The organism is Pseudomonas sp. EA_15y_Pfl1_P101 (assembly GCF_963970835.1).
Classification (GTDB): Bacteria; Pseudomonadota; Gammaproteobacteria; order Pseudomonadales; family Pseudomonadaceae; genus Aquipseudomonas; species Aquipseudomonas tritici.
Genome location: NZ_CAXAPA010000016.1, coordinates 33,128 through 58,317 on the forward strand (window position 1 = coordinate 33,128; position 25,190 = coordinate 58,317).

A 25,190-nucleotide genomic window follows, 5' to 3' on the forward strand; every position below is an offset into this window, starting at 1 on the left:
GAGGATCAAAAGGGAAACTTAAGCATGTGCGTATGAATCAGAGATGACACTGATCCCGCGATCAGTTGAGATCAAAATGTGGGAGCGGGCTTGCTCGCGAATACGGTGTATCAGTCGCCACATGTGCTGGCTGATCCACTGCATTCGCGAGCAAGCCCGCGCCCACATTTCTCAGGCCGTGACCGACAGTTCGACCGCTTCAGGCCGCTTGATCAACGCGTAGACCAAACCGGTCAACAAACTACCCGCGACAATCGCCAGCAGATACAGCAGCGCATGGTTCATCGCATTCGGGATGATCAGCACAAACAACCCACCATGGGGCGCCGCCAGTTTGCAGCCGAAGTACATCGACAGCGCACCGGTCAAGGCGCCGCCGGCGATGCTGGCCGGGATAACGCGCAGCGGGTCCTTGGCGGCAAACGGGATCGCGCCTTCAGAGATAAAGCACATGCCGAGGATCATCGCCGCCTTGCCGGCTTCGCGTTCGGCCTGGGCGAACTTGCGTCGCGCCAGGAACGTAGCGATGCCCATGCCGATGGGCGGCACCATGCCGGCGGCCATGGTCGCGGCCATCGGTGCACCGCTGGACGCCGCCAGCAAGCCGACCGAGAACGCATACGCCGCCTTGTTGATCGGCCCGCCGAGGTCGACGCACATCATGCCGCCCAGCAGGATGCCTAGCAGCACCGCATTGGTGGTGCCCATGGTGCTGAGGAAGTCAGTAAGGCCCGTGAGCAGACGCGCCACCGGCGGGCCCACCAGATAGATCATCGCCAGGCCGGTGAACAGGCTTGCCAGCAACGGGATGATCAGGATCGGCTTGAGCGCTTCCAGACTCTGCGGCAATTGCACCGCACGCGAAATGAACTTGACGCAGTAGCCTGCGAGGAAACCGGCGAGGATGCCGCCAATAAAACCCGCGCCCAAGGTGCCCGCCAACAGGCCGCCGATCATCCCCGGCGCAATGCCAGGACGGTCGGCAATCGAGTAGGCGATGTAGCCCGCCAGCAGCGGCACCATCAGCATGAAAGCGCGATCGCCGACGGTTTTCAGCGCAGCGGCGAGCGTGCCCTCTTGTTCAAACGCGTGAATACCGAAGACGAACGACAACGCAATCAACAACCCGCCCGCCACCACCATCGGCAACATGAACGACACGCCGGTCAGCAGGTGTTTGTACACACCGGTTTTTTCTTTCTTGGCCACCGCGCCGCTGGCGGCGCTTTCCACAGCACCTTCGGCGAGGGCCTTGTTGAGGGTGGCTTCGGACTGCTTGAGGGCAATACCGGTGCCGCAGCGGTAGATTTTCTTGCCGGCGAAGCGCTCGGTGGCCACTTCAATATCGGCCGCCAGCAGCACCACGTCGGCATTCGCAATCGCTTGCGGACTCAATGGCGTGCGTGCGCCGACCGAACCCTGGGTTTCGACTTGCAAGTCATAGCCCAAACGCTTGGCCGTCTGCTGCAAGGCTTCGGCGGCCATGAAGGTGTGGGCGACGCCCGTTGGGCAGGCCGTAATCGCGACGATGCGCGGTGTATTTTTGGCTACAGGTGCAACCGCAACGTAGACCTGCGCCTCTTCGGCGCCGCGACGCAACACGGCGTCGACATCCGCCAGCGCCTGGGCCGGGGTGCTCTGGAACACGCGTTTGCCGACAAACCGCTGCATGTCGACGGGGGTGCTGCTGACCAGCAACACCCACTCAGCGTCATCAATCGTGGCCTGGGACAACTGGCGTTCCGGGCGCTGTACGTCCACCACCTCAACGCTGGTGCTCCAGCCCTGGCGCTGCGCGGCAGCGTCCAACAAGCGAGCGCACAGCACACTGGTGACCATGCCGTTCGGGCAGGCAGTAACAATGGCTAATTTCATCACAAACCCTCTTATTGTTCTGTCAGCGGGCGTACGTGTACGCCGCTTTCGAGACGCGCCAACTGCGCGTCATCGCTGATGCCGAAACCAATCTGCGTGACGGCCATGGCGGCAATCGCCGTGGCCCGGCGCAGGGTGTGCTCCGGCGCATCGCCACTGAGCACACCGTGCAGCATCCCGGCCAGCAGCGAGTCGCCGGCGCCGACGGTACTGGCGACCGTCACCTGTGGCGGCTTAGCATGCAGTGCCCCGGCCGGGCTGTACCAGCTCACGCCGGCGGCACCGTCGGAAACCACCACATGCTCCACGCCCTGCTGATGCAACTGACTGATAGCGTCCGTGGCATTTCCCAAGGCTTCGGCCAGCTCTTCGGTGTTGGGTTTGACCATCCACGGGCCAGCCTTCAAGCCGGCGCGCAGCGCTTCGCCACTGGTGTCCAGGGCGACTTTCAAACCGAGTGCCTTGAGTTCCTCGAGCAAGCCCTGAAACCACTGCGGGCTGACGCCGCGCGGTAAGCTGCCGGCCACCACCACCGCATCGAATTCAGGGCCGATCATCGCCACCCTCTTGAGCAGTTCTCGTTGCGCCTGCTCACTCACCACAGGCCCCGGCGCATTGATGTCGGTAACCCGGCCGTCTTGTTCGGCAATCTTGATGTTGCTCCGGGTTTCGCCCGGCACGCGAATGAACGCGTCGCCAAATCCACGACTGGCAATCAGTGCATCAAACGCCTCGGGGTTTGCCGCACCGAGAAAACCACCCACGCTCACGTGATGGCCCAAATCCGCCAGCACCTGCGCCACATTCACGCCCTTGCCGGCGGCGTGGGTGAGCACGGCGTCACTGCGGTTCACTTCACCGGGTTCCAGGCGCGCCAGGCGTACCGTGAGGTCCAACGCCGGGTTCAGCGTCAGGGTCAGAATCCTTGCCATTTACACGGCCTCCACTAGGGCACGCACTTCAGCGGGCGAGCCCACCGCGAGTGCTTTTTGCGCCAGGCCCTGGGCCTCGCTCAGACTGAATTCGCGCACCCGCGCCTTCACTTCAGGAATGCTGCGGGCCGACACACTCAACTCATCCACCCCCAGGCCGATCAGCACCGGCACTGCCAGCGGGTCCGCCGCCAATTCGCCGCACACCCCTACCCATTTGCCATGGGCATGGGCGGCGCGCACGGTGATGTCGATCAGTTGCAACACCGCCGGGTGCAGGCCATCAGCCTGGGCCGACAAGGTCGGATGGCCGCGGTCGATGGCCAGGGTGTACTGGGTCAGGTCGTTGGTGCCGACGCTGAAGAAGTCGACTTCCTTGGCCAATACCGGCGCAAGCAAAGCAGCCGATGGCACTTCGATCATGATGCCCAATTGCAGGTCGGCCACCGGGATTTCCAGGCGCAGGCGCTCGGTCATGTCGCGGGCCGCGCGCCATTCGTCAACGCTGCCAACCATGGGGAACATGATGCGCAACGGGCGGTTGTCCGCCGAGCGCAGCAATGCGCGCAATTGCGCTTCCATGATCTGCGGGCGTTGCAAGGTGAGACGGATGCCGCGCACGCCGAGGAAGGGGTTTTCCTCCTGCGCGATTGGCCAATACGGCAGCGGCTTGTCACCCCCTACATCCAGGGTGCGCACTACCAGTGGGCGACCGCCGAGGCCGTCGAGCACGCGACGGTATTCAGCTTCCTGGGTGGCTTCGTCCGGCGCTTGCGGGTGGGCCATGAAAATCAGTTCGGTACGCAGCAAACCGATGCCTTCGGCACCCTGCTCCACCGCGCTGGCGACACCGGCGCTTTCGCCGATGTTGGCGAATACTTCCACGGCGTGGCCGTCACGGGTCAGCGCTGGTTCATGACGCTGCGCGGAAGCGGCTTGCAGGCGTTGTTCACGGGTGTCGCGCTCAACCGTGGCGCGCTGCAGGGTGGCAGCGTCAGCGTCGACATGCAGGCGACCGCGCTGGCCATCCAGCAGCAACGGCGTACCGGAGGCCAGCAGCAATACGGCGGGCCCTGCACCGACCAGCGCTGGAATACCGAGGGCACGGGCGACGATGGCGCTGTGGGCGGTCGCGCCACCACGGGCGGTGAGGATGCCGGCGACGCGCGAGGGATCAAGCCGTGCAACGTCGGACGGGCCGACTTCGTCCATCACCAGAATGTAAGGTTCGCTTGGCGCCTGAACCGTTTCAACCCCGCACAGTTGAGCCAGCACGCGTCGGCCGACATCACGCAGGTCAGCCGCACGTTCGGCGAGCAAAGCGTCCTGCAAAGACTCCTGCTGCTTGGCGGCGGCTTCGATCACGCTCATCCACGCCGCTTCGGCGCTCTCGCCTTGCTTGAGGCGGGTGTCGACTTCGTCGGTCAGTTCCGGGTCGTCGAGCATTTCCTGGTGAGTGATGAAAATCTCGCGGATAGCCTTGGATTGGCTGCGTTCGATCAGGCCGTTGATATCACCGCGCACCTCGGCCAGTGCGCTTTGCAGGCGCTGGCGCTCAATGGCCGAGGATTCGCCGCGCAGCGGGTAATCGAACGTCTGCTGAACCTGGATATGCGCAGGGCCGATGGCGATGCCTGGCGCGGCGGCGATGGCCTGGATCTGGCTGCCGGCCAGCGGCGCGCTGAGCACCGGCTCGATGTCGAGGATTTCGGGCTGGGCACTCAGGGTCGGCAGCGGCTCGACGTCTTCGCCGAGGCCTTCTTGCACCGCCGCCAACAGCGCGGGCAGCGCATCGCCGGCAATCGTCGGCTCGGCGACAAACTCCAGCACCTGGCCGCGACGCGCGCCGAGGCTGAGCAGTTTGCTCAGGCTTTTCACCGACACGGCGCCCACCGGGCCATCGACGATGCGCACGCGAATATCGCCTTCAAAACTTTTCGCCAGTTGCGCGAGGATCTTCGCCGGGCGCGCGTGCAGGCCGTGGGCGTTGGCCAAGGTGATGCGCGCGCTCGGCCAGTCTGGCGGCAATTCGCCGCCCAGCACTTCAAGCACCGCGCGGCTGCTGGTGGCGCGGCCAAGTTCGTGGCCGCGACCTTCAATCAGCAAGGCACATAAGCGTTCAAGCAGCGTTTGGTGGGCCTCACCCAGGCTCGCCAGGCAGAACAAGCCATTGAGCGGCTGGCCGAGGTAACGCATGGGTTTATCCGGCGTGACAAACGCCAGGCCCGGGCGCTTGACCGTTTGCTCGCTGTGCAACCACCACAGGCCATCGCCCAGGGGCAGTGCGTCGACCTGCTGCAGGACGGCGGCGAAACCGTTGCTGACACAGTCGGCCTGGCGCAACAGGCGTGCGCCGCGCCACACCAACTCTTCGAAATCATCGGCGGACACACCCAGGCCGATCATCTGCGCATCCAGTGCCAACTCCTGCGGCGCACCTTGAAGCAGCTTCAGCAAGGCTTCGGCAGTGCCGGCACGGCGCAGGGCCTGGCCCAGGTCGGTTTCGCCGAGGGCACGGGTGAGCAGTTGCAACAGGCGCAGGTGTTCGTCGGATTTAGCGGCAATGCCGATCGCCAAGTACACGATCTGGCCGTCACCCCAGTCCACCCCTTCGGGGAACTGGAGCAGGCGCACACCGGTAGAAAATACGTGGTCACGGGTTTCGGGGGTGCCATGGGGGATGGCAATACCTTGGCCGAGGAAGGTCGAGCCCTGGGCTTCACGGGCTTGCAAACCGCTGAGGTAACCCTCGGCGACCAGGCCGTCGGCCACCAGTTTTTCAGCGAGCAGGTGCAAGGCAGCAGATTTATCCACAGCCACCTGGCCCATGGAAATCTGCTCTACAGTGAGCTCAAGCATGCCATTCTCCTAGTTAGTGCGGTGGCGCACTAGGTATTGTTTTAAACAAACAGTGTAAGGGGTGTTTATGAATACTGACCGAGCAGTCAATTGGCAGTAGCTACTCAGACGCGATCTTCGTAAAAATACGCTGGCTGAAACGTTTAATCTAGACTTTATGGAAGACTACGCGTTAATTACTCATCCTTGAAGAACCGCTCGGCGCTTGAGCCAGGACATTGGCCGTCCACAGGAATCGGTTACGATTGGACAAAATGTCGGGGCAAGCTCCAAAAAACAAGGAAATCCCGGTTTGAAACTCAGTGATATCGCACGTCTCGCCGGTGTGTCCGTGACCACCGCCAGCTACGTCATCAATGGCAAGGCCGAACAGCAACGCATCAGCAACGCCACCGTCGAACGGGTGCGCGCTGTCGTCGAAGCCCATGGCTTTACCCCCAACCCCCAGGCCGCCGGGCTGCGCAGTCGGCACACGCGCACCTTGGGTTTTATCCTGCCCGACCTGGAAAACCCAAGTTACGCACGCATCGCCAAGCTCCTGGAGCAAGGCGCACGGGCGCGTGGCTATCAGTTGCTGATCGCCAGCTCCGACGATGACGCCGACAGCGAGCGCCAATTACTGCAACTGTTCCGCGCCCGCCGTTGTGATGCGTTGTTTGTGGCCAGTTGCCTGCCGGCCAGCGATGACAGTTATCACGCGCTGCAAGCCAAGGGTTTGCCGGTGATTGCCATCGACCGGGTAATGCGCGCGGATCAATTCTGCTCAGTGGTCAGCGACGACCGCCAGGCGTGCCAGCAATTAACCAGCAGCCTGCTGCAACCACTGCCCAAGCAGATCGTGCTGATCGGCGCACGGCCCGAGCTGAGCATCAGCCAGGAACGTGCCGCTGGTTTCCGTGAAGCGCTCGAAGGCTTTACCGGCGAGGTGATCGTCGAACACGGCGATGCGTTCAGCCGCGACTGCGGCCGGCAGTTGATGGAGCAACTTCTGGGTCAACTGGGGCATTTGCCTGACGCGCTGGTGACCACGTCCTACGTGCTGCTGCAAGGCGTGTTCGATGCGTTGCATGACTTTCCGCTCAAATCACGCCCGCTGCGCCTGGGCACGTTTGGTGACACCCAGTTGCTGGACTTCCTGCCGCTGCCGGTCAACGCCATGGCCCAACAACATCAGCAGATCGCCGAAACCGCCCTGCGCCTGGCCCTGGCCGCTATCGAAGAAGAGCAGTACCAACCTGGTGTGCACGCCATTGGCCGGACGTTCAAGCAGCGTATTCACGAGGCCTGAACGTGGAGTTGATCGACACCCACACCCACCTGGACTTTGCGGATTTCGACAGCGATCGCCGGGACGTCCTCAGTCATAGCCGGGCATTGGGTGTGCGACGCATGGTGCTGCTGGGGGTGTATCAGCAAAATTGGCAGCGCGCGTGGGATCTGGTGCAAGCGGACGAAGGTTTGTTCGCCGCCTTTGGCCTGCACCCGGTGTACCTTGATGAGCATGGTCCCGCCGACCTGTCGGAATTGGGCGACTGGCTGACTCGCCTGCACGGCCACCGGCAACTGTGTGCGGTCGGTGAGATCGGCCTGGATTACTTTCTCGAGCAACTGGACCGCGAACGCCAGCAGAGCCTGTTTGAAGCTCAACTGAAGCTGGCGGTGGACTTCCAATTGCCAGCGTTACTGCATGTACGTCGCAGCCACGCCGCTGTGATCGCCACCCTCAAGCGCATCCGCCTACCCCGTGGCGGCATCATCCATGCGTTTGCCGGTAGCCAAGAAGAAGCCCGCGAGTACATCAAGCTCGGCTTCAAGCTGGGCTTGGGCGGCGCCCCTACCTGGCCACAGGCCCTGCGTATGCACAAGGTATTGGCGCAACTGCCGCTCGACGCGGTGGTGCTGGAAACCGACTCGCCCGATATGGCACCGGCCATGTTCCCCGGCCAACGCAACAGCCCCGAGCACCTGCCAGCTATCTGCACCGCCCTGGCCGAGCGCATGGGTATCAGCCCGCTATTGCTGGCTGAGGCGAGCACACGCAATGCCTGCGAGCTGTTCAATTGGTAGGTTCGGCGTGACCCCTTGCAGGTCCAGCGTTAGCTGTTGGCGGTAACGGGCATAACGCAACGCCAGGAAATGCACCAGCAGCACCACCAGCGAGACGTTGAACTGGCCGATCACACTGATCAGCCCCAGCCACTCCGCGACCAGCACCACAATCAGCACAATACAGGTCAAGACCACCATGCTCGGGCGCACCAAGGCCCAATGGTCCAGGGACTTGAACTGACGCAGTTGCCGGGGGCAGTTCAATCGCAATACCCACTGGCAGTACGGGCAATCGAATGGCTCTTCGATAGCAATGGCATTCAACTGCCAAGGCTTGAGCTCAAAGGTGATGTCGCAATGGGCGCAGTGCCCTTTGATGCCGATTGCAGCGGTCATCGCTGTGCCTCCCCTGAACTTGAAATCGAGTGAAACAATTTTCACCCATTCAGGAGAACAGAAAAGGGACGCCGGAAAATCAGGACAAGCACCACGCCATCCGACGACAAATCCTACGCCCAGGTCTTACACGCGAAACGCACCGATCAATTGCTTCAACTCGATCACCTGCATCGATAACTGCCGGCTCGCCGCTTCGGTCTGATGCGCGCCCTCGGCGGCATGTTCGCCGGCCCGATTGATTGCGACGATGTTCTGGTCGATATCGTGGGCGACAGCCGTCTGTTGCTCCACGGCCGCAGCGATCTGCTGGTTTTGATCGACGATCATGCCCACGGCACCGAGGATATTTTCCAAGGCCTGCTGGACCCTTTCTGACTGCTCAACGGTGCCATTGGCCATTTCATGGCTGCTGCCCATGGCCGTCACGGCGGCCGACACACCGCTGTGCAAGCGGCTGATCATCTGTTCGATTTCCTCTGTGGAGTGCTGCGTACGCCGGGCCAGGGTGCGCACCTCGTCGGCCACCACCGCAAAACCACGCCCCTGCTCACCGGCCCGCGCGGCCTCAATGGCGGCGTTGAGTGCCAGCAGGTTGGTTTGCTCGGCAATGCTCTTGATCACTTCCAACACGCTGCTGATGGATTGGCTGTCGGTGGCCAATTGGTTAATCACCCGCACCGACTGATCGATCTCCGAGGCCAGCCGCGCGATGCTGCCCTGCTGGGATTGCACCAGGCTACGGCCACTGACAGTTTCATCGTTGACGCTGTGGGCACTGCTGACCGCCGCCGCCGCACTGCGTGCGACTTCCTGGGCAGTGGACGACATCTGGTTCATGGCCGTCGCGACTTGCTCAATCTGCGTGCGCTGCCCGGACACCGCCTGATTGCTCTGGGCTGAGACCGTTTCCACCTGGCCGGCTTGGAGCTCGACCTGGCTGACGGTGTGTCCGACACGTTCGATCAAGTCATGGATCTTCGCGACGGTGCCATTGAACACCTGGCCCAGGTCGCCCAACTCATCGCGGCTATCCGCGACAAAGGCGACCGTCATGTCGCCGGCCGCCACCTTGTCCATCATCGCCCCCAGGCGCCGCAGGGTTGTGCGCGTGGAGGCGTAAAACCCTGCGTACAAATAGAAGATCAGCAGGAACACCACCGTCAGGGCCAGGACCAGCACCACCATGTGCGTGCGGTTCTGCGCCAGGCGTTGCTCCAACTGCTGTCCGAGAAATGCCAGCGTGGCGTCGTCCAACTGGTAGGTCTGGGCCATCAACTGGCTGACACCGTCGTAGAAACCCTGCCAGGGCGCGTCAAGGGTTTGCGCCATCACCACCTGCTCTTCAAACAACTCGCTGCCTTGCTTCAAGCTGGCGTTGCTGGCCTTGGCCAGGCCATCGAGTGCGGTGTGCGCCGCCTTGCTGGCGCCCAAGGCATCCTGCAACTTCAAGCCATATTCGGCCTGGAGTTTTTCCAATTGCTGCAACAGTTCGTCAAAGCGCGTACTGGACGATGAATTAAGAAAGCCTTGGCCCAGGGAATACGCACCGATTGCCCGACCTTCACCCAGGGTCTGCGTGACTTGCGGGGTCACGCTGGTGATCAATTCGCTGAGCTGGCGCAGATCGCTCTGGGGGTCGCGGCTCAAACCGGATTGGCTGGCGATGATCTGGCTGAGCATCTGTGCCTTGTTGAGCAACTTACCGATCAGTGCACTTTTGCTCAGCAGCGACGTTTCCTGCTGCTGGGCCTTGAAGGCCGCGATCAACTCGTCGCGCTTGCCGTCAAAAGCGGCGACTTGCTCGGGGTCGGTCGCCATGGCGCTGAGGCTTTGCAAGCGGCTCAGGACACTGTCTTCCAATGCGCTGATCTTGCCCTCAAGGTCGCCGGCCTTGCCGGACTGGCCGAGGGTGGCGTTGATTTGGACTTGGTTGTTGAGGGTTTCCAGGTCGCGGCGCAAGGCCAGGCTGCTGCCGAGTAAGTCGAGGCTTTGCAATTCCACACGTGTGCCCTGGAATTCACGCCACGAATCGCGCACCAGGTAATAGTTGGTCGCCAGCATGGGCAGCAGGAACAGCACGCTGATCAAGCTGAACTTCATGCCGAAGCTCAGGCGGTTCATTAGCGCGACGGCGGGATAGAGCAAGCTCTTCACAGGTGAACTCCCTTTCTTTTATTTTTATTGAGGCGCAGGGCGGCAGTTAGCCAGCATCTGTATAGCTCAATTTGAAAGGGAGTTTTGTAACTTAAGGTTAACGGCAGCGGGGCAGCCGAAAAATAATGTGCCCGCACTCACTCGACTAGGGCAACACTGCCCAGATGGCAAACCCGGCGTACCACAGCACTGCGGCGCGCAGCAGCAGTTCCCATATGCGATCCAGGCTGATGATGCCATCGGCGCCCACCGCCGGTGGCGGGATTTCGGCGGCGACCAGGCCGACTTTTTCCACCAATTGGGCAGCGCTGATGTCCCAGCTCAGCAGTTCGTGCAGCATCACGCGGCCAACCGCGACGAAATTGCCCACCAAGGCAAAGCTGGCCGCCAACAGGCGCACCGGCAGCCAGTCAAACGCGTGGCGCAGTTGCCCGGCGCGCTCAGCGACCAGCGGGTTCTTGCTGTGCTCACTGGCCAGGGCAAGCAGGCGATAGGCCAAGGCAGCCACCGGGCCCAGCAGGAAGTACCAGAAAATCACCGCAAAAAAGCTCTGGTACGCCTGCCACAATAGATGGCCCTGAACGCATTCGAGCAGTTGTTCGCCACTGTCGGCGCTGAGGTTCAGGTCACGTTCGGCCACGTGCTCGGCAGCTTGCAGGTCGCCACGGCGCCAGGCATCGCGAAACGGACCGAGCCCAGCGAGCAGATCACCACGGCCCAGGCTGTAGATCACCACTACCAAGTGCACCGGCAGCGCCAACAGGCCGTATGCCACCGGCTCGAGCACCAGCAGCAACAACGCCAGCAATGCCACCGGCAACAACACCAGCACTACCAGAATCAGCCAGGGACGCTTGCCCATGCTCGGGCTCGATTCCAGCTTGGCCAGTTCGCGCAGCCAACCACCATCGCGCTGCAACCGCTGGCGCAGGGCCGAGAACTTCTCGATCCATACGGCCAGTACCAACACCAGAAAACTCATCGTGCGTGTCCTCCATCCTGCAGGGCGCTGCGAAAGCGCGTCCAATCAAAAGCGGGGCCGGGATCGGTCTTGCGTCCCGGCGCGATATCGCTGTGACCACAAATGCGCTGGGGGGTGATGCCTGGGTAGGCCGCCAGCAATTGGCGGGTCAGGTCGATCAGCGACCCATATTGTGCGTCGGTGAAGGGCTGATTATCCGTGCCTTCCAGCTCTACCCCCAGGGAAAAGTCATTACAGGTTTCCCGGCCCTCGAAATACGAAACCCCGGCATGCCAGGCGCGGTCGAGGCAGGAGACAAACTGCGTCACCGTGCCATCGCGCTCAATCAGAAAATGCGCAGACACCCGTAGGTCGGCAATCCCTTCAAAGTAGGGATGTTCCGTGACATCCAGGCGGTTCTGGAAAAACTCCTGCACTTTACCGGTGGCGAACTGCGCCGGTGGCAAGCTGATGTTATGCACCACCAACAGTGAGATTTCGCCTGCGGGGCGCTCGTTGAAGTTGGGCGAAGGGCAATGACGAATGCCCTGGCACCAACCGCTGGTGGGGTCCAACTGCATACAGGTTCCTTGAACGAGACAACGTATGACCAGTATGCCGCGTTCGACCCTCTGGTTGCGATCACTTGCCGCGATTGAGTTGACGCAGTTTATTCAACACCGCGGCCAGCGCGCGCTCGAACAGGGGGCCGTCGTCCAAGGAATGCAGCGTGCCACGCTTGAACGCCAGCGCCAACTGGCCGGTACTCTTCTCCAGCACCTTGAGCCCCGTGCGGCTGGTGAAAATATACGTGTTGGCCGGTGCCATGATCGCCGTCAGCTTGCACCGCAGTGCGGCGGTCGCGTCCGTGTGGAACACCACCCAGCTACCCACCTTTAGTTCTTGAGCCCTGAGCAACTCCGGGTCGTTGCCCGGCAGGTCGATGACCGGGGCGGGCGACGTCGCGCTGAGGACAAACGGCTCGCGCACTTCGATCAGATCTTCCAAGCCTTCGGGCGCCTGGACGTGCAAGGCCTGCAAGCGCAGAAAGAATTCACGGGTGCTGAACGGGTCGAACGCGGCACTGGTCAACCCATCGCGCAAGGCCTTGAGCAAGCCAGGCAGTTGCTCCAGCAAATGGCGCCCGGCTTCGGTGTCTTGCTGCAGGCTGACACTCCAGATCAGCTCATCCATGGTGCGCAACGCCGCTTGCCATTGCACCGACTGCTCACCATGCTTGAGACTGGCCAGCAACAACACCTGGCTCCATGCCTGCTGCAGGAACTGCACCACCGGACGCGGCAGGACCTTGCCCAACAACCGTCGATTAAGCACATCGGCCACGCGCTGGCGTACGGCTTCGGTGCGCACGTGTTCAGCTTCGGCATCGCGGGTGTGCTGTTCAAGCAGGTCGCTGCGTCGCCGTTCATCGGCGGTAAACGCGCTGAACTCTGCGAGCAATTGGGGAAAAATCGCCGGGTCTTCGACGAACTCATTGAGCAAACGCTGCACGACCTGCTCGATGCGCAGATAAAGGTGGTCGCGCTGGTCGTCTTCACACGGACTGCTGCCCATGACGGCGGCCGCGATTTCATTGAGCAAGCGTCGTGCCGGGTGACCGGCGCGGCTGAAAAAGCTCTTGTCGAGCAACGCGACTTTCAGCATCGGGATCTGCAGGCGACCGATCACAGCCTTGAAGGCACCGGGCACGGTGAGGTCGTTGAGGATAAATTCGAATAACAGCGCGACCAGGTTGATTACGTCTTCGTCCGCATCCTCTACGACCCGCGACTTACCACTCTTGACGCTGACACGGGTGAGCAACTGTTCAAGCTGGTTACACAGGTCGAAATCGTCCTCGGCCTCAGGCTCCGGCACGTACTGCTGCAAGTGGGACAGCAGGCGTAACAGGTCACGGGTGGAAATAGGCAACGGTTCGGCACTGGCCTCAAGCGTTGGCGCCACGCTGCCACGCACCACTGCGAGTAATTTCTGGAGCGCGGCGAAAGCTTCCTGGCCATTTTCGTCGACGGGCTGATCGGCGGCCGGCGAAGCCTCTTCGCGCGCGTGTTCGCGGGCCGCACGCGCCTCAAGCCGAGGGGACGGTACGGCCTTGAGTTCCGGCAATACGCCGGTCGCGACCAGCAATTGATTGGCTTCGCCATACAACTGGCCGGCGTCACTGAGCACGTATTTTTCAAAGAGCTTGAGCATGATCAGTTTGACGCGAATCTCCACACCGAGGCTGCGTCCCGCCTGCAGGAAAAACTCACACAGCAGCGCGGGCCCCAGCGGGTTCTCACGCTCATCCAGGCGATTGCCCAGTAATGCGCTCAATCGCGCAGTGAGTTGGCCAAGGGCCAGGCCGTCACGGTGTCGCACCCGGCCGAGCATGGCTTCAAGCGCCACGACTTTTTCCAGGGCATCCTTGGATGAACCAGACGGCGCGTCATAGGAAACCACCGGCAACCGTTGCAGCTCTGCCTGCCCCGCCTGGCCCAGGCTGGCGAAGGCTTCAAATAGCTGCTCCAGGAACACGCGCTCAAAATTCTTGCGCTTAAGACGCAGGTCGCGCATGGCTTCAAAGAAAATATGGTGGTCAAGCATGTTGCGCGACCTGTCGGCCATTTCGAACAACGTGTCATCGGCGTTATCGAACAGCTCCTGCAGCCCTTGCTGCAACTGTTGCACCGCCTTGTCGCGGACCTGCAGCAACACCACCGGAAGTCGGGCGAGCGGCGATGGCGTGGCGTGTGCCTTTTTGATTGGCACCACCTTTCCGTCATTGTGCATCCTGGCCTCCTGAAACGGCGGTATTTGTCTAAACGTCAAAGCTATGACGCCAATTGCAAGGCGCAAGATTATCTTGCAAATGAGGTGGGTTGCGCCAGTAAACTCTGCCATCGCACGGTAAATGAGGGGTGAGCCTGGGTTCAAACGCGCACTGCCCCTATAATCGGGGCACTTTGTTTGTGGAGCCTGTTATGCCGAATCTCCGTCTTGCCGACCTCACCGCCGAAATCGAAGCCAACGTGCGCCGCGCACTGCTGGAAGACATCGGCAGCGGCGACATCACTGCGCAGTTGATCCCGGCCGAACGACTGGCCACCGCCACCATCATCACGCGCGACGCCGCTGTTATCGCGGGTACGGCTTGGGTCGACTCGGTATTCCGTCAGTTGGACCCGCGGGTCGCCGTGCACTGGCAGGTCGCCGACGGTGAACGCGTCAGCCCCAACCAAGCGCTGTTCCACCTGGAAGGTCCGGCACGCTCGCTGCTCAGCGGCGAACGTAGCGCGTTGAATTTTCTGCAGTTGCTGTCCGGGGTCGCGACCCGCGCCCAATTCCTGGCAGATTTTGTCGCCAGTACCCAGGTCAAGCTGCTCGATACCCGCAAAACGCTGCCGGGCCTACGCCTGGCGCAGAAGTACGCGGTAACCTGCGGCGGCTGCCACAACCACCGTATCGGTTTATATGACGCGTTCCTGATCAAGGAAAATCATATCGCCGCCTGCGGGGGCATTGCCCAGGCGATCACGGCCGCCCACAAGATCGCACCCGGCAAGCCGGTGGAAGTCGAAGTGGAAAGCCTGCATGAACTGCGCGAAGCCCTGGCAGCGGGCGCGGATATCATCATGCTCGATGAGTTGAGCCTGGACGATATGCGTGAAGCCGTGCGCCTGAACGGCGGAAAGGCGAAGCTGGAGGCCAGCGGCGGGATCAACGAAAGCACCCTGCTGCCTATCGCAGAGACCGGGGTGGACTACATCTCAATCGGCGCCATGACTAAGGATGTGAAGGCGGTGGATTTGTCGATGCGGCTGAGCATCTAAAGCACTCAGAAATGCTTGTGTAGTGAGCGGGCTTGCCCCGCGCGGGGCAAGCCCGCTCACTACACGCTCAGACCACCAAGTTATTCATCTCGCAGTACTCTTCCCAATCGACACCCAGCACCTCGGCCGCCTCTTTGTGCAAGACCAGCCGTGCCGCTTCGAATTCTTCCGGTGTCGAGGTGTACTTGAGGGTCAGCTCCCAAGGCTGAAGGCCTTGGCTCTCGGCCTCGTCCTCGAATGCCCACTGAATCTGATCGCGCTGATCATCGGCGCTCAGGTCCTTGATTTCTTCTTTAAGCTGCGGCGTGTCCTCAAGGTATTTCTTGAGTGCTTCTTCGTGCCGAGCTTCCTGGGTCATTTCAGTCGTGGTCATGTGTGTTCTCTTAGATCGAGGAATGGGGATGCATCTGGGTCATCAAGGTTTGCGCAGATACAAATGAGCGGGCGCGAATGCCGGCTCGTCTGGCCTTCAGAACCATTCTGGGATCAACTGAAAACGTGCTGCCTTTGTTGCCTTTTTGCCCGAGACAGGAATCGAACCTGCGACCTTCGCGTTACGAGTGCGCTGCTCTACCGGCTGAGCTACACGGGCGGTGGGCTAAAGCTAGCACTGCATCGGAAGTCCGGCAACTTACCGGCGTCAACGGGCAATCACACCTTGGGCCCAGAAGCGCGGTTGCAGGAAGGTGTCATGGCCGTCCAGGTACTGCTGCTGCGCTTGCTTGATGTGAGGTACATCGCGCGCGACAATAAAAATCAACAGACCAACGGCCAGCACACTGAGCGTTTTCCAAGCACTCCGGGCCAATGGCAGCTCAGCGGTCGGCGGCGTTCGCCACACATGCAGCGCCATCAACCAGCCCACCACCAGCGCCAGCCAAACCTGGGAGTTGGGCATCACAATCACGCCATCGACCATGGACTGCACCAACGCGCCAACCACCGATGCAAACAGGCATAGCCGCAGCAGGTCCGCACGCTCGGCGCTCAGCGCGCGCTCACGCAATATACCGAATGTGGCCCAGCCGCCTCGCCACGCCAACACCGCGACGCACAGAGCCGATGGCACACCCCATTCACTGGCCCATTGCAGGATGGCCTGGTGGGGGTGAGCGGCAATCCTGTTGGTGATATCGGCAAAATGCATAGGCCCGAAACCCAGCCCTGGCCGCTCGGTGAGCATGTGCCATCCCTGCCACCAGATCGGCCCGCGCCCCGACAACGAGAGGGTGAGGCGATCGCTGGCGCTACTGGCGAGTTCGATCCCCAGGTAATCCGCTAACACCGTAAACACCAGCCAGTACAGCAACAGCCCGCCAAGCACTGCGGCCAGCTGCCACCCCAGCCAGCGCCGACCCCATGGCCCCAACACCGCCAATACCACACCCGCCGCGCCCATGCCAAGCCAGGTGCCGCGTGTGCCGCCACCCATTGCGATCAGCCACCACACGCACAGCAACGCAAACACCGCAACTTTGAGCGAGCGCGAGAGAGTCGGGATCAACAAGGGAAGCGCCAGCAATGGCAGGGTGAACGTCTGGAACTGGCCGTAGAATCGCTTGTTGGAAAAGCCAGAGAGCAGCAAGTCAGGGTCCAGCGTCCGCTCGGCGCTGGCGAACGCGAGTGCGCCCGCATACACGTATTGAATCGACTTGATCAGGCACAGCAGCACCACCACCAGGATCAAGGCGCGATCCAAAGGCTCACCGCCCTGGCGACGCAGCAAGGCAAATGCCACGGCAATCGCACCGCAGCTGACAAATAAAGCCACTTCGGCCAGTGCCCAGAGCGTCTGGTGGGCCAGCGTCGATGACACCAGGCCCAGCCCAATAATCAGCGCCAGGCCCAGGGCGGTAGGCCGGTCTACCAACCGTTCAACGGGGGCGACCAACAGCCCATACAGCACCGCACAAGCCCCGATGGCAATCTGCATCGCCCGCTGTAAGTCATGCCCACTGAACGGTGCACAAATTCCGACAACCAGCAGACACACCACTGCTACCAGAAAAATACTGCCACGCTGCTGTACGGATAAATACATCGGCCACCTCAACTTCCCTGTGGAGGGTTTAGCAGTTATGCACCGTCGGCGCCGCAGCCCTTGGCGATATATTTCGCGTCAGCGGTGGTGGTGCATTTCCAACCAGTGGTGGCGTTGCGCGTCAGGCTGATGGTTTTGCCCAGTACTGGCGCGGGAGCGTCGAGTATTTCGCAACTGATGGAACCCGCGCCCGTCGCCACATCCCCTGCCACATCGATCTTGCAATTGGCGGTTGGGCTGACGCCACCGATCAACGCCAGCGTGGGTACGGTGCCTTGGTTGAGGGTGTCTTCATACCCAGGCTTCAACGCGGTGATTTCAGCCAACCCGGCGGTGAACTTGGCCTTGGCCTGGTGGGTGGTGTACATGGGCAGGCCGATGGTGGCCAAGATGCCGATGATTGCCACGACGATCAACAACTCGATCAAAGTAAAACCTTTCTGACGCATCACTTTCATTCTCCAGAATAGAACTCATGACAAGGCGCTTCCTGCGCCCCGTGTTGTGCAGCGGCGCCAGTGTACTCATCCGCAAGCGCTCAATCGCGCACTGGACGCACATTCTGACATTTTATACTGCGCTGCCAGCCTGCCCGAATCCGTCACCTGACTAAGCTATAAATCTTCGACGACCTCTCTGCGGAACCCTGTCATGGATAACGCTTCAACGCTGTACGCCTGGGAAGGCATCAACCGTAAAGGACGTAAGGTGTCCGGGCAAACCGCAGGGCACAACCCCGCCTTGGTCAAGGCTCAGTTGCGCCGGCAAGGCATCAGCCCAGGCTTGGTGCGCAAGCAATCTGCCGTGTTGCCCAGCTTGGCACCGTCGGTCAAATCGACGGACATCACCCTACTCACTCGCCAGCTGGCCACACTGCTGAAGGCCGGCATTCCTCTTCTGCAAGCCTTCGACATCATCGGCGAAGGCTTCGACAACCGAGCTGTGCGTGAGCAGGTGCAAGGGTTGAAACAGGCGATCGCCGCCGGCTCCAGCCTGGCCGAAGCGTTGCGCAAACAACCGCGCTATTTCGATGAGCTGTATTGCAACCTGGTGGCGGCCGGTGAACAGGCCGGGGCACTGGAAACACTGCTGGAGCGCGTGGCAATACATCGGGAAAAGAACGAGCAATTAAAGGCCAGGATCAAAAAGGCCATGACCTACCCGATCGCCGTGCTGGTGGTGGCCAGCGTTGTCACCGGCGTTCTATTGATCCACGTCGTACCGCAGTTCCAGAACCTGTTTGCCGGGGTCGACGGCAAGCTGCCCGGTTTTACCTTGCAGGTTATCGCTCTGTCCGAGTTCATCCAGAAAGCCTGGTGGATCATGGCGCTGGGCGCTCTTGCGGGAGCTCTGGGATTGCGCCACGCCTATCGTGCCTTGCCTGCTTTTCGTCTATGGCTGGACACCGGTTTGTTGAAAATGCCTCTGGCAGGCAAACTGCTGAGCAAATCAGCCGTGGCTCGCTATGCCCGCACGCTTTCCACCACCTTTGCCGCCGGCGTTCCGTTGGTGCAGGCACTGGAATCGGTGGCTGGTGCTGCAGGTTCAGGACCGTTCAAACAGGCAATCGAACATATGCGACACGATGTATCCACTGGCATGCAACTGAATCAATCCATGGTCGCCAGCGGACTGTTTCCCGCAATGGCGATCCAGATGACGGCCATCGGCGAAGAGTCGGGCACACTGGACTGCATGCTGGAAAAGGTCGCCAGCCATTACGAGGCCGATGTGGACAACTTGGTCGACAACCTCACCAACCTTATGGAACCGCTGATCATGGTGGTATTGGGGGGTATCGTTGGCGCGCTGGTGATCGCCATGTACCTGCCGGTCTTCCAGTTGGGGAGCGCCTTTTGAGCCTGCTGCTGGGTGAACACCCATTGGCTTTTGTCGTGATGGCATTGGTATTGGGGCTGGTGATTGGCAGTTTTCTCAATGTGGTGGTGTGGCGCCTGCCGAAAATGCTCGAGCGTGAATGGCGCGCCCAAGCCCATGAAGTGCTCGGTTTGCCCGCTGAGCCTGCCGGGCCGACTTACAATTTGATGCATCCCAATTCCTGCTGTCCGCACTGCAATCATCCGATACGTCCCTGGGAAAACATCCCGCTACTCAGTTATCTGCTTCTCAGAGGCCGTTGCGCCCAGTGCCAGGGCGCGATCAGCGCCCGCTATCCACTTACAGAACTGGCGTGCGGGCTGATCTCGGCCTGGGTGGCCTGGCATTTCGGCTTTGGCTGGCAGGCGGGAGCGGTGATGGTGCTGAGTTGGGGATTGTTGGCGATGAGCCTGATCGATGCAGACCATCAACTGTTGCCCGATGTACTGGTCATGCCGTTGTTATGGCTGGGTCTGATCGTCAACGGGTTGGGCCTGTTGACGACATTGCCGGACGCCCTGTTGGGCGCGGTGATCGGGTATATGAGCCTATGGAGCGTGTTCTGGCTGTTCAAGTTGGTCACTGGCAAGGACGGCATGGGGCACGGCGACTTCAAGTTACTGGCGCTGCTCGGCGCCTGGGGTGGCTGGCAGATCCTGCCGATGACGCTGTTGATGTCGTCCCTGCTTGGGGTGTGCGTAGGCTTGATCCTGATGCGTCTGCGCAAGACCCAGGCATCGGCGCCCATGCCGTTTGGTCCGTATCTGGCAATTGCCGGCTGGATTGCATTGCTCTGGGGTGGTCAAATAACCGACTTCTATTTGCAGTCTGTCGGTTTCAGATGACCACTTCTGTTGCAGCACCCTGGATTCTCGGCCTCACCGGCGGCATCGGCAGCGGCAAAAGCGCCGCCGCCCAACACTTTATTAACCTGGGTATTGACCTGGTGGACGCCGACCACGCCGCCCGCTGGGTGGTCGAGCCTGGCCGGCCGGCACTGGCGCGCATCGCCGAGCACTTTGGTGCCGGCGTGCTGCAGCCTGACGGCCAGTTGGACCGCGCTGCATTGCGCAAGCTGATCTTTGAAGTACCCGAAGAGCGCCGCTGGCTCGAAGCCTTGCTACACCCGTTGATTGGCGAGGAGATTCGCAACCACCTGGCGCGCGCGCAGTCGCCTTACGCAATCCTGGTATCGCCGCTGCTGGTTGAGTCAGGCCAGAACAGCATGACCCAACGCATCCTGGTGATCGACGTGCCGCAATCGCTGCAGATTCAGCGTACCCTGCAGCGCGACGGCATCACCGAACAACAGGTACAGGCAATCCTCAAGGCGCAGTCAAGCCGTGAAGACCGCCTGAACCATGCCGATGACATACTGGTCAACGACAAGGACCTCGCCTGGCTGCACAGCGAGGTCGAGCGACTGCACCACTTTTACCTTACTTTGCGTGGAGGCCGAACATGAGCCAACCCTTGACCGTCGATTGCCCAACCTGCGGCGCACCCGTGGAATGGAAAGCGACCAACCTCAACCGGCCGTTCTGCTCGGACCGTTGCAAGCTCATCGACCTCGGCGCCTGGGCGGCCGAGGAACACAAAATCCCGGTGGCTCCGGATGCAGAAGACGAGCTGTTTTCCGAAGACCTGCCGCCGCGCCATTAAGGGCGCATAAAGGCATATTCCTGCTGGTCGTCGAGGTTCTCTGCAAGGTATTGCAGCTCGTCGGCCAGGTCTTCAAAGCTGCGCACCCCCTTGCTCTGCTGCACCACCGCACTGAGCATGGCACGCAGGGTCAAGCCTGGGTCAAAACCGATTTCCTGTGCCGCATCCTGGCTTCTGCGCAACTCCTGCCGTGCCCACTCGTACACACTCATGATCGTGCTCCCGCCTTGCCTAGGACAATTTCGCAGAGCATGGGCCTGCTCGGCTAGGCGGGATTTGATCTGGGTCAACGCTGTGAGTCGTCGTCCTTCCAGGGCGCCGAGAGGTAGCGAGTACGGTTGAAGGTCTCCAGCCATTCCGGGCAAAACACCACCAACGCGCTGATGACCATGCCGTTGATAAAGGCCTCTGGAAAGATGATCAACCACAGATAACCGACGAAATCCTCCAGCCATTCCGGCATGGCAAAAAGACCGTCGAACCACAACAGCCCAAGCCCGAACAACAGGCAGAGCAACGCCGACAGTGCGGCGGCAAAAAAGCCGGAGCAGAAAATATACACAAAGGGATTGCGCGGCTGCGCACGCTCGACCAGCAATGCGCAACCCTCGGTAACCAGCACTGGCAGCCCGATAAGCAGCAAGCCGTTGACACCAAGGGCGGCCAGGTCCTGGCGCCCCAACAACATCAGGCTCACCTGGGCAGCAAAGCCGCCGACGATCGCCAGTGGCCAATCCAGCAGCAGGGTGACGGCAGTCATGCCGATAAAGTGGTAAGACACACCGGTATCGAAATCCCGCCGTACCAGCCACAGCATGAACAACGCGAACACCGTGCCAAACAGCAAATGCTGACGTCTGCGGTCGGCAAACAACTCGACCCATGGCGAACGCAAGATTGCCCACAGCACCACCGGCGCGTACAACAGCCAGCCGATGCCAAGGGTTTGCGGCGCCAACACGGCCGCACTGATCACGGCTTCACCTGCTCCAGGGCTTGGCGCAGCTCAGCGCCAGAGCTGTATTCGCGTTGCGCGACCAGCTTGCCGTTATCCAGTTGCAGCCACAGCACCTTATCCACAGGGCCCGGATAACGCGGCGCGATGCGCGCGTCACGGTCCAGCATGACCCGGTAGTTATAGGACTGCATGGCCGGCACTGCGAACAGTTTGGCGATCAGTCGGGGCATGCGCTGGATATCGGCGACAAACACCCCGCGCCTTGCCTCCAGATACCCCTTGGGCTGCCCTTGCAATGCCGCATCCACCCATTTGGCGGCGTCCATGCTGCGCGCCACCAGCAAGATCTGCGCCTGGTCATTCAGGGTGTAGGGCTGGTCGAATTGATCCAGCAACGTCCAGGGCGCCAGGCGCTCACCCACTTCAATGGCCTGGGACCACACGGGAAAAAGGCTGAGCATCAGCAACACTAAAAACTTCACTACGCACTCCTAAAGTTCGATTTGACGATCGAGTGGCCAGTCTACACCGAGCTTTTACAGCGGGACTTCCTGCGGTCATGATTTGAGCGCTAAGCTGCTAGCTATGGATGACTCAGATTACTTGCGTCTGCTCACCGTGGCGGCCGAACAAGCCAACGCTTTCCTGTCCAATGCCCGCAAGTGGGAGCGTGAGCGTTGGGTGTGCCAGCGCCTGCTGCAAGGCTTGAACGTGCCCTACCGGACTGAAGAGTTTCACGCCGCGGGGCAAGAACCGCCGGACGTGCTGTTTCGCGACGCCAGTTTCGAAGTGTTTTTTGTACTGGATGAAGGCCGTCGCCTGAACGACGAATGGCGTGACGAGTTGCTGCGCCGCCGCAGCGCTTTCTCCCTGAGCCAACTGGTACGACGTGAAGCCAAGCCGCGACGCATTCCGGCCCATGAGTTTTTAATGCGCCTGGCGCCCACGCTGCGCAAAAAGGCCCACAACTATAAAGAGCGCGGCATGGACCTGGGGGAGCTGGATATCGTCGCTTTCTCCAGTCTCAAGCGCGAAGTGCTCGACCTTAACAGCCACTTCCCGCCACCGACGGAATACCTACGCCAGGGCTGGCGCTCGCTGTCACTGGTGGGGCCGACCTTTGCACGGGTGCTGTTCGCACACCCGGACGCGCCGGATTTCTTGCGCAACAACCTGGGCCGCAGCATAGTGTTCGACGTGGGCATCAGCCTCTGAGCCCCCGGACTGTAACGTGGCGCCCTTTTGCAACGTCTACCTGACGAGGCCTTTATGACCAGCCGCCTGAACCCCGATGACCAACAGCATGTCGAAGAGTATCTGCAACTCTCCCAACACCGAGTCGAGCGCAAGCCTTTCCGGCCATGGCTGCTCCTCTGTGTGGTGCTTGTAGTGGTGATCGGCCTCGGCCTGTTGAGTCGCCTTTTGAGTTACCTGACGCTATGAGCTGCCTGGCGCTCGCGGGGGTAACCGCTCAGATTTCTTTTAGCCTTGCGAGATATCCCCATGACCCATCGTATTATTATCGTCGGCGGCGGCGCCGGCGGCCTGGAGTTGGCTACCCGCCTGGGTAAGACTCTGGGCAAGCGTGGAACCGCCAGCATCACGCTGGTGGACGCCAACCTGACCCATATCTGGAAGCCCTTGCTGCACGAAGTGGCCGCAGGTTCGCTGAACTCTTCGGAGGACGAACTCAATTATGTCGCCCAGGCCAAATGGAACCACTTCGAGTTCCAACTAGGGCGCATGAGCGGGCTTGACCGTGAACAAAAGAAGATCCAGCTCGCCGCCACGCTTGATGAAGAAGGCCGTGAGCTGGTGCCCGCACGCGTGCTCGGCTATGACAGCCTGGTGATCGCGGTCGGCAGCACCACCAATGACTTCGGCACCGAAGGCGCAGCGCGACACTGCCTGTTCCTCGACACCCGCAAGCAGGCCGAGCGCTTCCACCAGCAATTGCTCAACCATTACCTGCGCGCCCATGCCGGGCAGACCGATGTGGTGGAAAAAATCAGCGTCGCCATCGTCGGCGCCGGTGCGACCGGCGTCGAACTGGCCGCAGAGCTGCATAACGCCGCCCATGAGTTGGCCGCCTATGGCCTGGACCGCATCAAGCCGGAAAACATGCACATCACCCTGATCGAAGCCGGGCCACGGGTGTTGCCTGCCCTGCCGGAGCGTATCGGCGGGCCTGTGCATAAAACCCTGGAAAAGCTCGGAGTGACGGTGCTGACTAACTCGGCGGTCAGTGAAGTGACGGCCGACGCCCTGATCACCAGCAGCGGCCAAGTGATTCCAGCCAGCCTCAAGGTGTGGGCCGCTGGCATTCGCGCACCAGGTTTCCTCAAGGATATCGACGGCCTGGAAACCAACCGTATCAATCAGCTGCAAGTGTTGCCGACGCTGCAAACCACACGCGACGAAAACATCTTCGCCTTTGGTGACTGCGCTGCTTGCCCACAAGCGGGCACCGACCGCAACGTACCGCCAAGGGCCCAGGCGGCTCACCAACAGGCGTCGCTGCTGGCAAAATCGCTGAAGCTGCGCATTGAAGGCAAGGACCTGCCGTCGTACAAGTACACCGACTATGGATCGCTGATTTCGCTATCGCGGTTCTCGGCGGTGGGCAACTTGATGGGTAACCTCACTGGCAGCGTGATGCTGGAAGGCTGGTTGGCGCGGATGTTTTACGTGTCGCTGTACCGGATGCACCAGATGGCGCTGTACGGTTTCTTCCGTACGGCGATGCTGATGCTGGGCAGCAAAATCGGCCGAGGCACCGAGCCACGCCTGAAATTGCACTAACAACACGACCCCGGATGGGATCTGGTAAACGTGGGAGCCCGCTCCCACATTTACTTTGCGCGGAGTCAGGATATGCGCGCAAAAAAAAATCCCCGCATCTTTCGACACGAGGATTTTTAATATGGTCGGGGTAAGGGGATTCGAACTCCTGACATCCTGCTCCCAAAGCAGGCGCGCTACCGGACTGCGCTATACCCCGGTAATAAAAAGGCGACCTTTCAGTCGCCTTCTTCGATCAGTGCTTTTGGCCTCTGATCTTAAGATCTGATTCCAGCGTTAACTGGTCTCAAAAATGGTGGGTCGTGTGGGATTCGAACCTACGACCAATTGGTTAAAAGCCAACTGCTCTACCAACTGAGCTAACGACCCAAATATGGTCGGGGTAAGGGGATTCGAACTCCTGACATCCTGCTCCCAAAGCAGGCGCGCTACCGGACTGCGCTATACCCCGGTTTGAAATTGGCTCCGTGACCAGGACTCGAACCTGGGACCCAATGATTAACAGTCATTTGCTCTACCGACTGAGCTATCACGGAACTACACATTTCAAAGTGTTACTTATTTCAAAGCATTTTTACTGCGGTGTAACCTTCTCTTCGACTTTCCCGTATCGCTACGTTCATGTGTCTGAGGCGCGCTATTCTACAATCTTAAAAACCCCTGTCAACCCTTTAAATTGCTTTTAAGACAATGATTTGCGCTTGTTTCTAATTTCTTCTTGGGGAGAAGAAACCCGTGGGCTGACGTTGCTGCGGGGCGCACTTTACAAGCCTTTGCCTTACAGTTC

Annotated in this window: 24 protein-coding genes, 5 tRNA genes and 1 pseudogene; 10 read left to right on the plus strand and 20 right to left on the minus strand. The window is 60.7% G+C overall.

Annotated features, from left to right (window positions below):
- Positions 1 to 171: 171 nt before the first annotated feature.
- Genes AACY36_RS22585 through ptsP form a run of 3 tightly spaced genes read right to left on the minus strand, consistent with a single transcriptional unit; the run spans position 172 to position 5,666 of the window.
- The gene (locus AACY36_RS22585; RefSeq protein ID WP_339417426.1) at positions 172 to 1,875 is read right to left on the minus strand and encodes a PTS fructose-like transporter subunit IIB; all 1,704 of its coding nucleotides are present in this window, start codon (positions 1,873 to 1,875) and stop codon (positions 172 to 174) included.
- Between the two features lie 11 nt (positions 1,876 to 1,886).
- Positions 1,887 to 2,807, minus strand: a complete 921-nt coding sequence (pfkB, locus tag AACY36_RS22590) for a 1-phosphofructokinase (protein WP_339417424.1) — start codon at positions 2,805 to 2,807, stop codon at positions 1,887 to 1,889.
- Entirely contained in the window at positions 2,808 to 5,666 is a 2,859-nt protein-coding gene (gene ptsP / locus AACY36_RS22595) for a phosphoenolpyruvate--protein phosphotransferase (RefSeq protein WP_339436123.1), read from the minus strand.
- Positions 5,667 to 5,958: 292 nt separating this feature from the next.
- On the opposite strand from ptsP, the gene cra reads away from it, so the two are divergent.
- Positions 5,959 to 6,954: a catabolite repressor/activator gene (gene cra / locus AACY36_RS22600; protein WP_339417419.1), complete on the plus strand. Its 996-nt coding sequence runs from the start codon at positions 5,959 to 5,961 to the stop codon at positions 6,952 to 6,954.
- A 2-nt stretch (positions 6,955 to 6,956) separates the two neighbouring features.
- Positions 6,957 to 7,733 carry a TatD family hydrolase gene (locus tag AACY36_RS22605; RefSeq protein ID WP_339427173.1) on the plus strand — a complete coding sequence of 259 codons (777 nt, stop codon included), beginning with the start codon at positions 6,957 to 6,959 and terminating at the stop codon, positions 7,731 to 7,733.
- On the opposite strand, the gene AACY36_RS22610 is transcribed toward AACY36_RS22605, so the two are convergent.
- The 6 genes and pseudogenes from AACY36_RS22610 to AACY36_RS22630 form a co-directional block, all read right to left on the minus strand.
- Positions 7,680 to 8,111, minus strand: a complete 432-nt coding sequence (locus tag AACY36_RS22610) for a hypothetical protein (protein WP_339417415.1) — start codon at positions 8,109 to 8,111, stop codon at positions 7,680 to 7,682. The two genes, AACY36_RS22605 and AACY36_RS22610, sit on opposite strands and share 54 nt — an antisense overlap.
- Before the next feature lie 126 nt (positions 8,112 to 8,237).
- Complete coding sequence (locus AACY36_RS28390; protein ID WP_370467847.1) at positions 8,238 to 9,167, minus strand: methyl-accepting chemotaxis protein; 930 nt, start codon at positions 9,165 to 9,167, stop codon at positions 8,238 to 8,240.
- Positions 9,144 to 10,235, minus strand: a pseudogene (locus AACY36_RS28395) (methyl-accepting chemotaxis protein); the annotation flags it as partial. The gene AACY36_RS28390 and the pseudogene AACY36_RS28395, both read right to left, overlap by 24 nt.
- A 178-nt stretch (positions 10,236 to 10,413) precedes the next feature.
- Positions 10,414 to 11,250 (minus strand): regulatory signaling modulator protein AmpE, encoded by an 837-nt coding sequence (gene ampE / locus AACY36_RS22620; RefSeq protein WP_339427175.1) that lies wholly within the window; start codon positions 11,248 to 11,250, stop codon positions 10,414 to 10,416.
- Positions 11,247 to 11,810: a 1,6-anhydro-N-acetylmuramyl-L-alanine amidase AmpD gene (gene ampD, locus AACY36_RS22625; RefSeq protein WP_339417412.1), complete on the minus strand. Its 564-nt coding sequence runs from the start codon at positions 11,808 to 11,810 to the stop codon at positions 11,247 to 11,249. The genes ampE and ampD overlap by 4 nt, the downstream gene beginning before the upstream one ends.
- A gap of 61 nt (positions 11,811 to 11,871) precedes the next feature.
- A complete protein-coding gene (locus AACY36_RS22630; RefSeq protein ID WP_339427176.1) occupies positions 11,872 to 14,022 on the minus strand; it encodes a DUF1631 domain-containing protein in 2,151 nt (716 codons plus the stop codon).
- 191 nt (positions 14,023 to 14,213) lie between these two features.
- Here AACY36_RS22630 and nadC point away from each other — a divergent pair, with 191 nt between their 5' ends.
- On the plus strand, positions 14,214 to 15,062 hold the full coding sequence (nadC, locus tag AACY36_RS22635) for a carboxylating nicotinate-nucleotide diphosphorylase (protein ID WP_339427177.1): 849 nt from the start codon (positions 14,214 to 14,216) through the stop codon (positions 15,060 to 15,062).
- Between the two features lie 67 nt (positions 15,063 to 15,129).
- On the opposite strand, the gene AACY36_RS22640 is transcribed toward nadC, so the two are convergent.
- The 4 genes from AACY36_RS22640 to AACY36_RS22655 form a co-directional block, all read right to left on the minus strand.
- Positions 15,130 to 15,435: a DUF6388 family protein gene (locus tag AACY36_RS22640; RefSeq protein WP_339417407.1), complete on the minus strand. Its 306-nt coding sequence runs from the start codon at positions 15,433 to 15,435 to the stop codon at positions 15,130 to 15,132.
- Between the two features lie 146 nt (positions 15,436 to 15,581).
- A tRNA-Thr gene (locus AACY36_RS22645) sits at positions 15,582 to 15,654 on the minus strand.
- A gap of 48 nt (positions 15,655 to 15,702) precedes the next feature.
- Complete coding sequence (locus tag AACY36_RS22650; protein ID WP_339417405.1) at positions 15,703 to 17,103, minus strand: O-antigen ligase family protein; 1,401 nt, start codon at positions 17,101 to 17,103, stop codon at positions 15,703 to 15,705.
- A gap of 35 nt (positions 17,104 to 17,138) precedes the next feature.
- On the minus strand, positions 17,139 to 17,552 hold the full coding sequence (locus AACY36_RS22655) for a pilin (RefSeq protein WP_339417595.1): 414 nt from the start codon (positions 17,550 to 17,552) through the stop codon (positions 17,139 to 17,141).
- Positions 17,553 to 17,754: 202 nt separating this feature from the next.
- On the opposite strand from AACY36_RS22655, the gene AACY36_RS22660 reads away from it, so the two are divergent.
- From AACY36_RS22660 to yacG, 4 genes are read left to right on the plus strand one after another with little or no spacing between them, the layout of a single operon-like run.
- A complete protein-coding gene (locus AACY36_RS22660; protein WP_339417403.1) occupies positions 17,755 to 18,963 on the plus strand; it encodes a type II secretion system F family protein in 1,209 nt (402 codons plus the stop codon).
- Positions 18,960 to 19,826 carry a prepilin peptidase gene (locus AACY36_RS22665; protein ID WP_339427178.1) on the plus strand — a complete coding sequence of 289 codons (867 nt, stop codon included), beginning with the start codon at positions 18,960 to 18,962 and terminating at the stop codon, positions 19,824 to 19,826. Before AACY36_RS22660 ends, AACY36_RS22665 begins: the two co-directional genes overlap by 4 nt.
- Positions 19,823 to 20,446, plus strand: a complete 624-nt coding sequence (gene coaE / locus AACY36_RS22670; RefSeq protein WP_339417400.1) for a dephospho-CoA kinase — start codon at positions 19,823 to 19,825, stop codon at positions 20,444 to 20,446. Before AACY36_RS22665 ends, coaE begins: the two co-directional genes overlap by 4 nt.
- A complete protein-coding gene (yacG, locus tag AACY36_RS22675; RefSeq protein ID WP_003188437.1) occupies positions 20,443 to 20,643 on the plus strand; it encodes a DNA gyrase inhibitor YacG in 201 nt (66 codons plus the stop codon). The genes coaE and yacG overlap by 4 nt, the downstream gene beginning before the upstream one ends.
- Here yacG and AACY36_RS22680 read toward each other — a convergent pair.
- The 3 genes from AACY36_RS22680 to AACY36_RS22690 all read right to left on the minus strand — a co-directional run bounded on the left by AACY36_RS22680 (position 20,640) and on the right by AACY36_RS22690 (position 22,083).
- Positions 20,640 to 20,855: a hypothetical protein gene (locus AACY36_RS22680; RefSeq protein WP_003171680.1), complete on the minus strand. Its 216-nt coding sequence runs from the start codon at positions 20,853 to 20,855 to the stop codon at positions 20,640 to 20,642. The two genes, yacG and AACY36_RS22680, sit on opposite strands and share 4 nt — an antisense overlap.
- Positions 20,856 to 20,929: 74 nt before the next feature.
- Complete coding sequence (locus tag AACY36_RS22685) at positions 20,930 to 21,619, minus strand: energy-coupling factor ABC transporter permease (protein WP_339417399.1); 690 nt, start codon at positions 21,617 to 21,619, stop codon at positions 20,930 to 20,932.
- Positions 21,616 to 22,083: an FAD/FMN-containing dehydrogenase gene (locus AACY36_RS22690; protein ID WP_339427179.1), complete on the minus strand. Its 468-nt coding sequence runs from the start codon at positions 22,081 to 22,083 to the stop codon at positions 21,616 to 21,618. The genes AACY36_RS22685 and AACY36_RS22690 overlap by 4 nt, the downstream gene beginning before the upstream one ends.
- A 103-nt stretch (positions 22,084 to 22,186) precedes the next feature.
- Between AACY36_RS22690 and AACY36_RS22695 the strand changes: the two genes are divergently transcribed.
- Genes AACY36_RS22695 through AACY36_RS22705 form a run of 3 tightly spaced genes read left to right on the plus strand, consistent with a single transcriptional unit; the run spans position 22,187 to position 24,403 of the window.
- Positions 22,187 to 22,816: a DUF1780 domain-containing protein gene (locus AACY36_RS22695; RefSeq protein ID WP_339417397.1), complete on the plus strand. Its 630-nt coding sequence runs from the start codon at positions 22,187 to 22,189 to the stop codon at positions 22,814 to 22,816.
- A 54-nt stretch (positions 22,817 to 22,870) separates the two neighbouring features.
- A complete protein-coding gene (locus AACY36_RS22700) occupies positions 22,871 to 23,044 on the plus strand; it encodes a DUF3094 family protein (RefSeq protein ID WP_339417395.1) in 174 nt (57 codons plus the stop codon).
- A gap of 60 nt (positions 23,045 to 23,104) precedes the next feature.
- Positions 23,105 to 24,403 carry an NAD(P)/FAD-dependent oxidoreductase gene (locus tag AACY36_RS22705; RefSeq protein ID WP_339417394.1) on the plus strand — a complete coding sequence of 433 codons (1,299 nt, stop codon included), beginning with the start codon at positions 23,105 to 23,107 and terminating at the stop codon, positions 24,401 to 24,403.
- Positions 24,404 to 24,525: 122 nt separating this feature from the next.
- On the opposite strand, the gene AACY36_RS22710 is transcribed toward AACY36_RS22705, so the two are convergent.
- The 4 genes from AACY36_RS22710 to AACY36_RS22725 form a co-directional block, all read right to left on the minus strand.
- Positions 24,526 to 24,602, minus strand: a tRNA-Pro gene (locus AACY36_RS22710).
- A gap of 94 nt (positions 24,603 to 24,696) precedes the next feature.
- Positions 24,697 to 24,772, minus strand: a tRNA-Lys gene (locus AACY36_RS22715).
- 5 nt (positions 24,773 to 24,777) lie between these two features.
- A tRNA-Pro gene (locus tag AACY36_RS22720) sits at positions 24,778 to 24,854 on the minus strand.
- Positions 24,855 to 24,863: 9 nt separating this feature from the next.
- Positions 24,864 to 24,939 (minus strand) — tRNA-Asn (locus AACY36_RS22725).
- Positions 24,940 to 25,190 lie beyond the last annotated feature (251 nt).

Coding starts and splice junctions, on each gene's coding strand:
- AACY36_RS22585 (WP_339417426.1), bottom strand. CDS start 1,875: ATGAAATTAGCCATTGTTACTGCCTGCCCGAACGGCATGGTCACCAGT.
- pfkB (WP_339417424.1), bottom strand. CDS start 2,807: ATGGCAAGGATTCTGACCCTGACGCTGAACCCGGCGTTGGACCTCACG.
- ptsP (WP_339436123.1), bottom strand. CDS start 5,666: ATGCTTGAGCTCACTGTAGAGCAGATTTCCATGGGCCAGGTGGCTGTG.
- AACY36_RS22610 (WP_339417415.1), bottom strand. CDS start 8,111: ATGACCGCTGCAATCGGCATCAAAGGGCACTGCGCCCATTGCGACATC.
- AACY36_RS28390 (WP_370467847.1), bottom strand. CDS start 9,167: ATGACGGTCGCCTTTGTCGCGGATAGCCGCGATGAGTTGGGCGACCTG.
- ampE (WP_339427175.1), bottom strand. CDS start 11,250: ATGAGTTTTCTGGTGTTGGTACTGGCCGTATGGATCGAGAAGTTCTCG.
- ampD (WP_339417412.1), bottom strand. CDS start 11,810: ATGCAGTTGGACCCCACCAGCGGTTGGTGCCAGGGCATTCGTCATTGC.
- AACY36_RS22630 (WP_339427176.1), bottom strand. CDS start 14,022: ATGCACAATGACGGAAAGGTGGTGCCAATCAAAAAGGCACACGCCACG.
- nadC (WP_339427177.1), top strand. CDS start 14,214: ATGCCGAATCTCCGTCTTGCCGACCTCACCGCCGAAATCGAAGCCAAC.
- AACY36_RS22640 (WP_339417407.1), bottom strand. CDS start 15,435: ATGACCACGACTGAAATGACCCAGGAAGCTCGGCACGAAGAAGCACTC.
- AACY36_RS22650 (WP_339417405.1), bottom strand. CDS start 17,103: ATGTATTTATCCGTACAGCAGCGTGGCAGTATTTTTCTGGTAGCAGTG.
- AACY36_RS22655 (WP_339417595.1), bottom strand. CDS start 17,552: ATGCGTCAGAAAGGTTTTACTTTGATCGAGTTGTTGATCGTCGTGGCA.
- AACY36_RS22660 (WP_339417403.1), top strand. CDS start 17,755: ATGGATAACGCTTCAACGCTGTACGCCTGGGAAGGCATCAACCGTAAA.
- coaE (WP_339417400.1), top strand. CDS start 19,823: ATGACCACTTCTGTTGCAGCACCCTGGATTCTCGGCCTCACCGGCGGC.
- yacG (WP_003188437.1), top strand. CDS start 20,443: ATGAGCCAACCCTTGACCGTCGATTGCCCAACCTGCGGCGCACCCGTG.
- AACY36_RS22680 (WP_003171680.1), bottom strand. CDS start 20,855: ATGAGTGTGTACGAGTGGGCACGGCAGGAGTTGCGCAGAAGCCAGGAT.
- AACY36_RS22695 (WP_339417397.1), top strand. CDS start 22,187: ATGGATGACTCAGATTACTTGCGTCTGCTCACCGTGGCGGCCGAACAA.
- AACY36_RS22700 (WP_339417395.1), top strand. CDS start 22,871: ATGACCAGCCGCCTGAACCCCGATGACCAACAGCATGTCGAAGAGTAT.
- AACY36_RS22705 (WP_339417394.1), top strand. CDS start 23,105: ATGACCCATCGTATTATTATCGTCGGCGGCGGCGCCGGCGGCCTGGAG.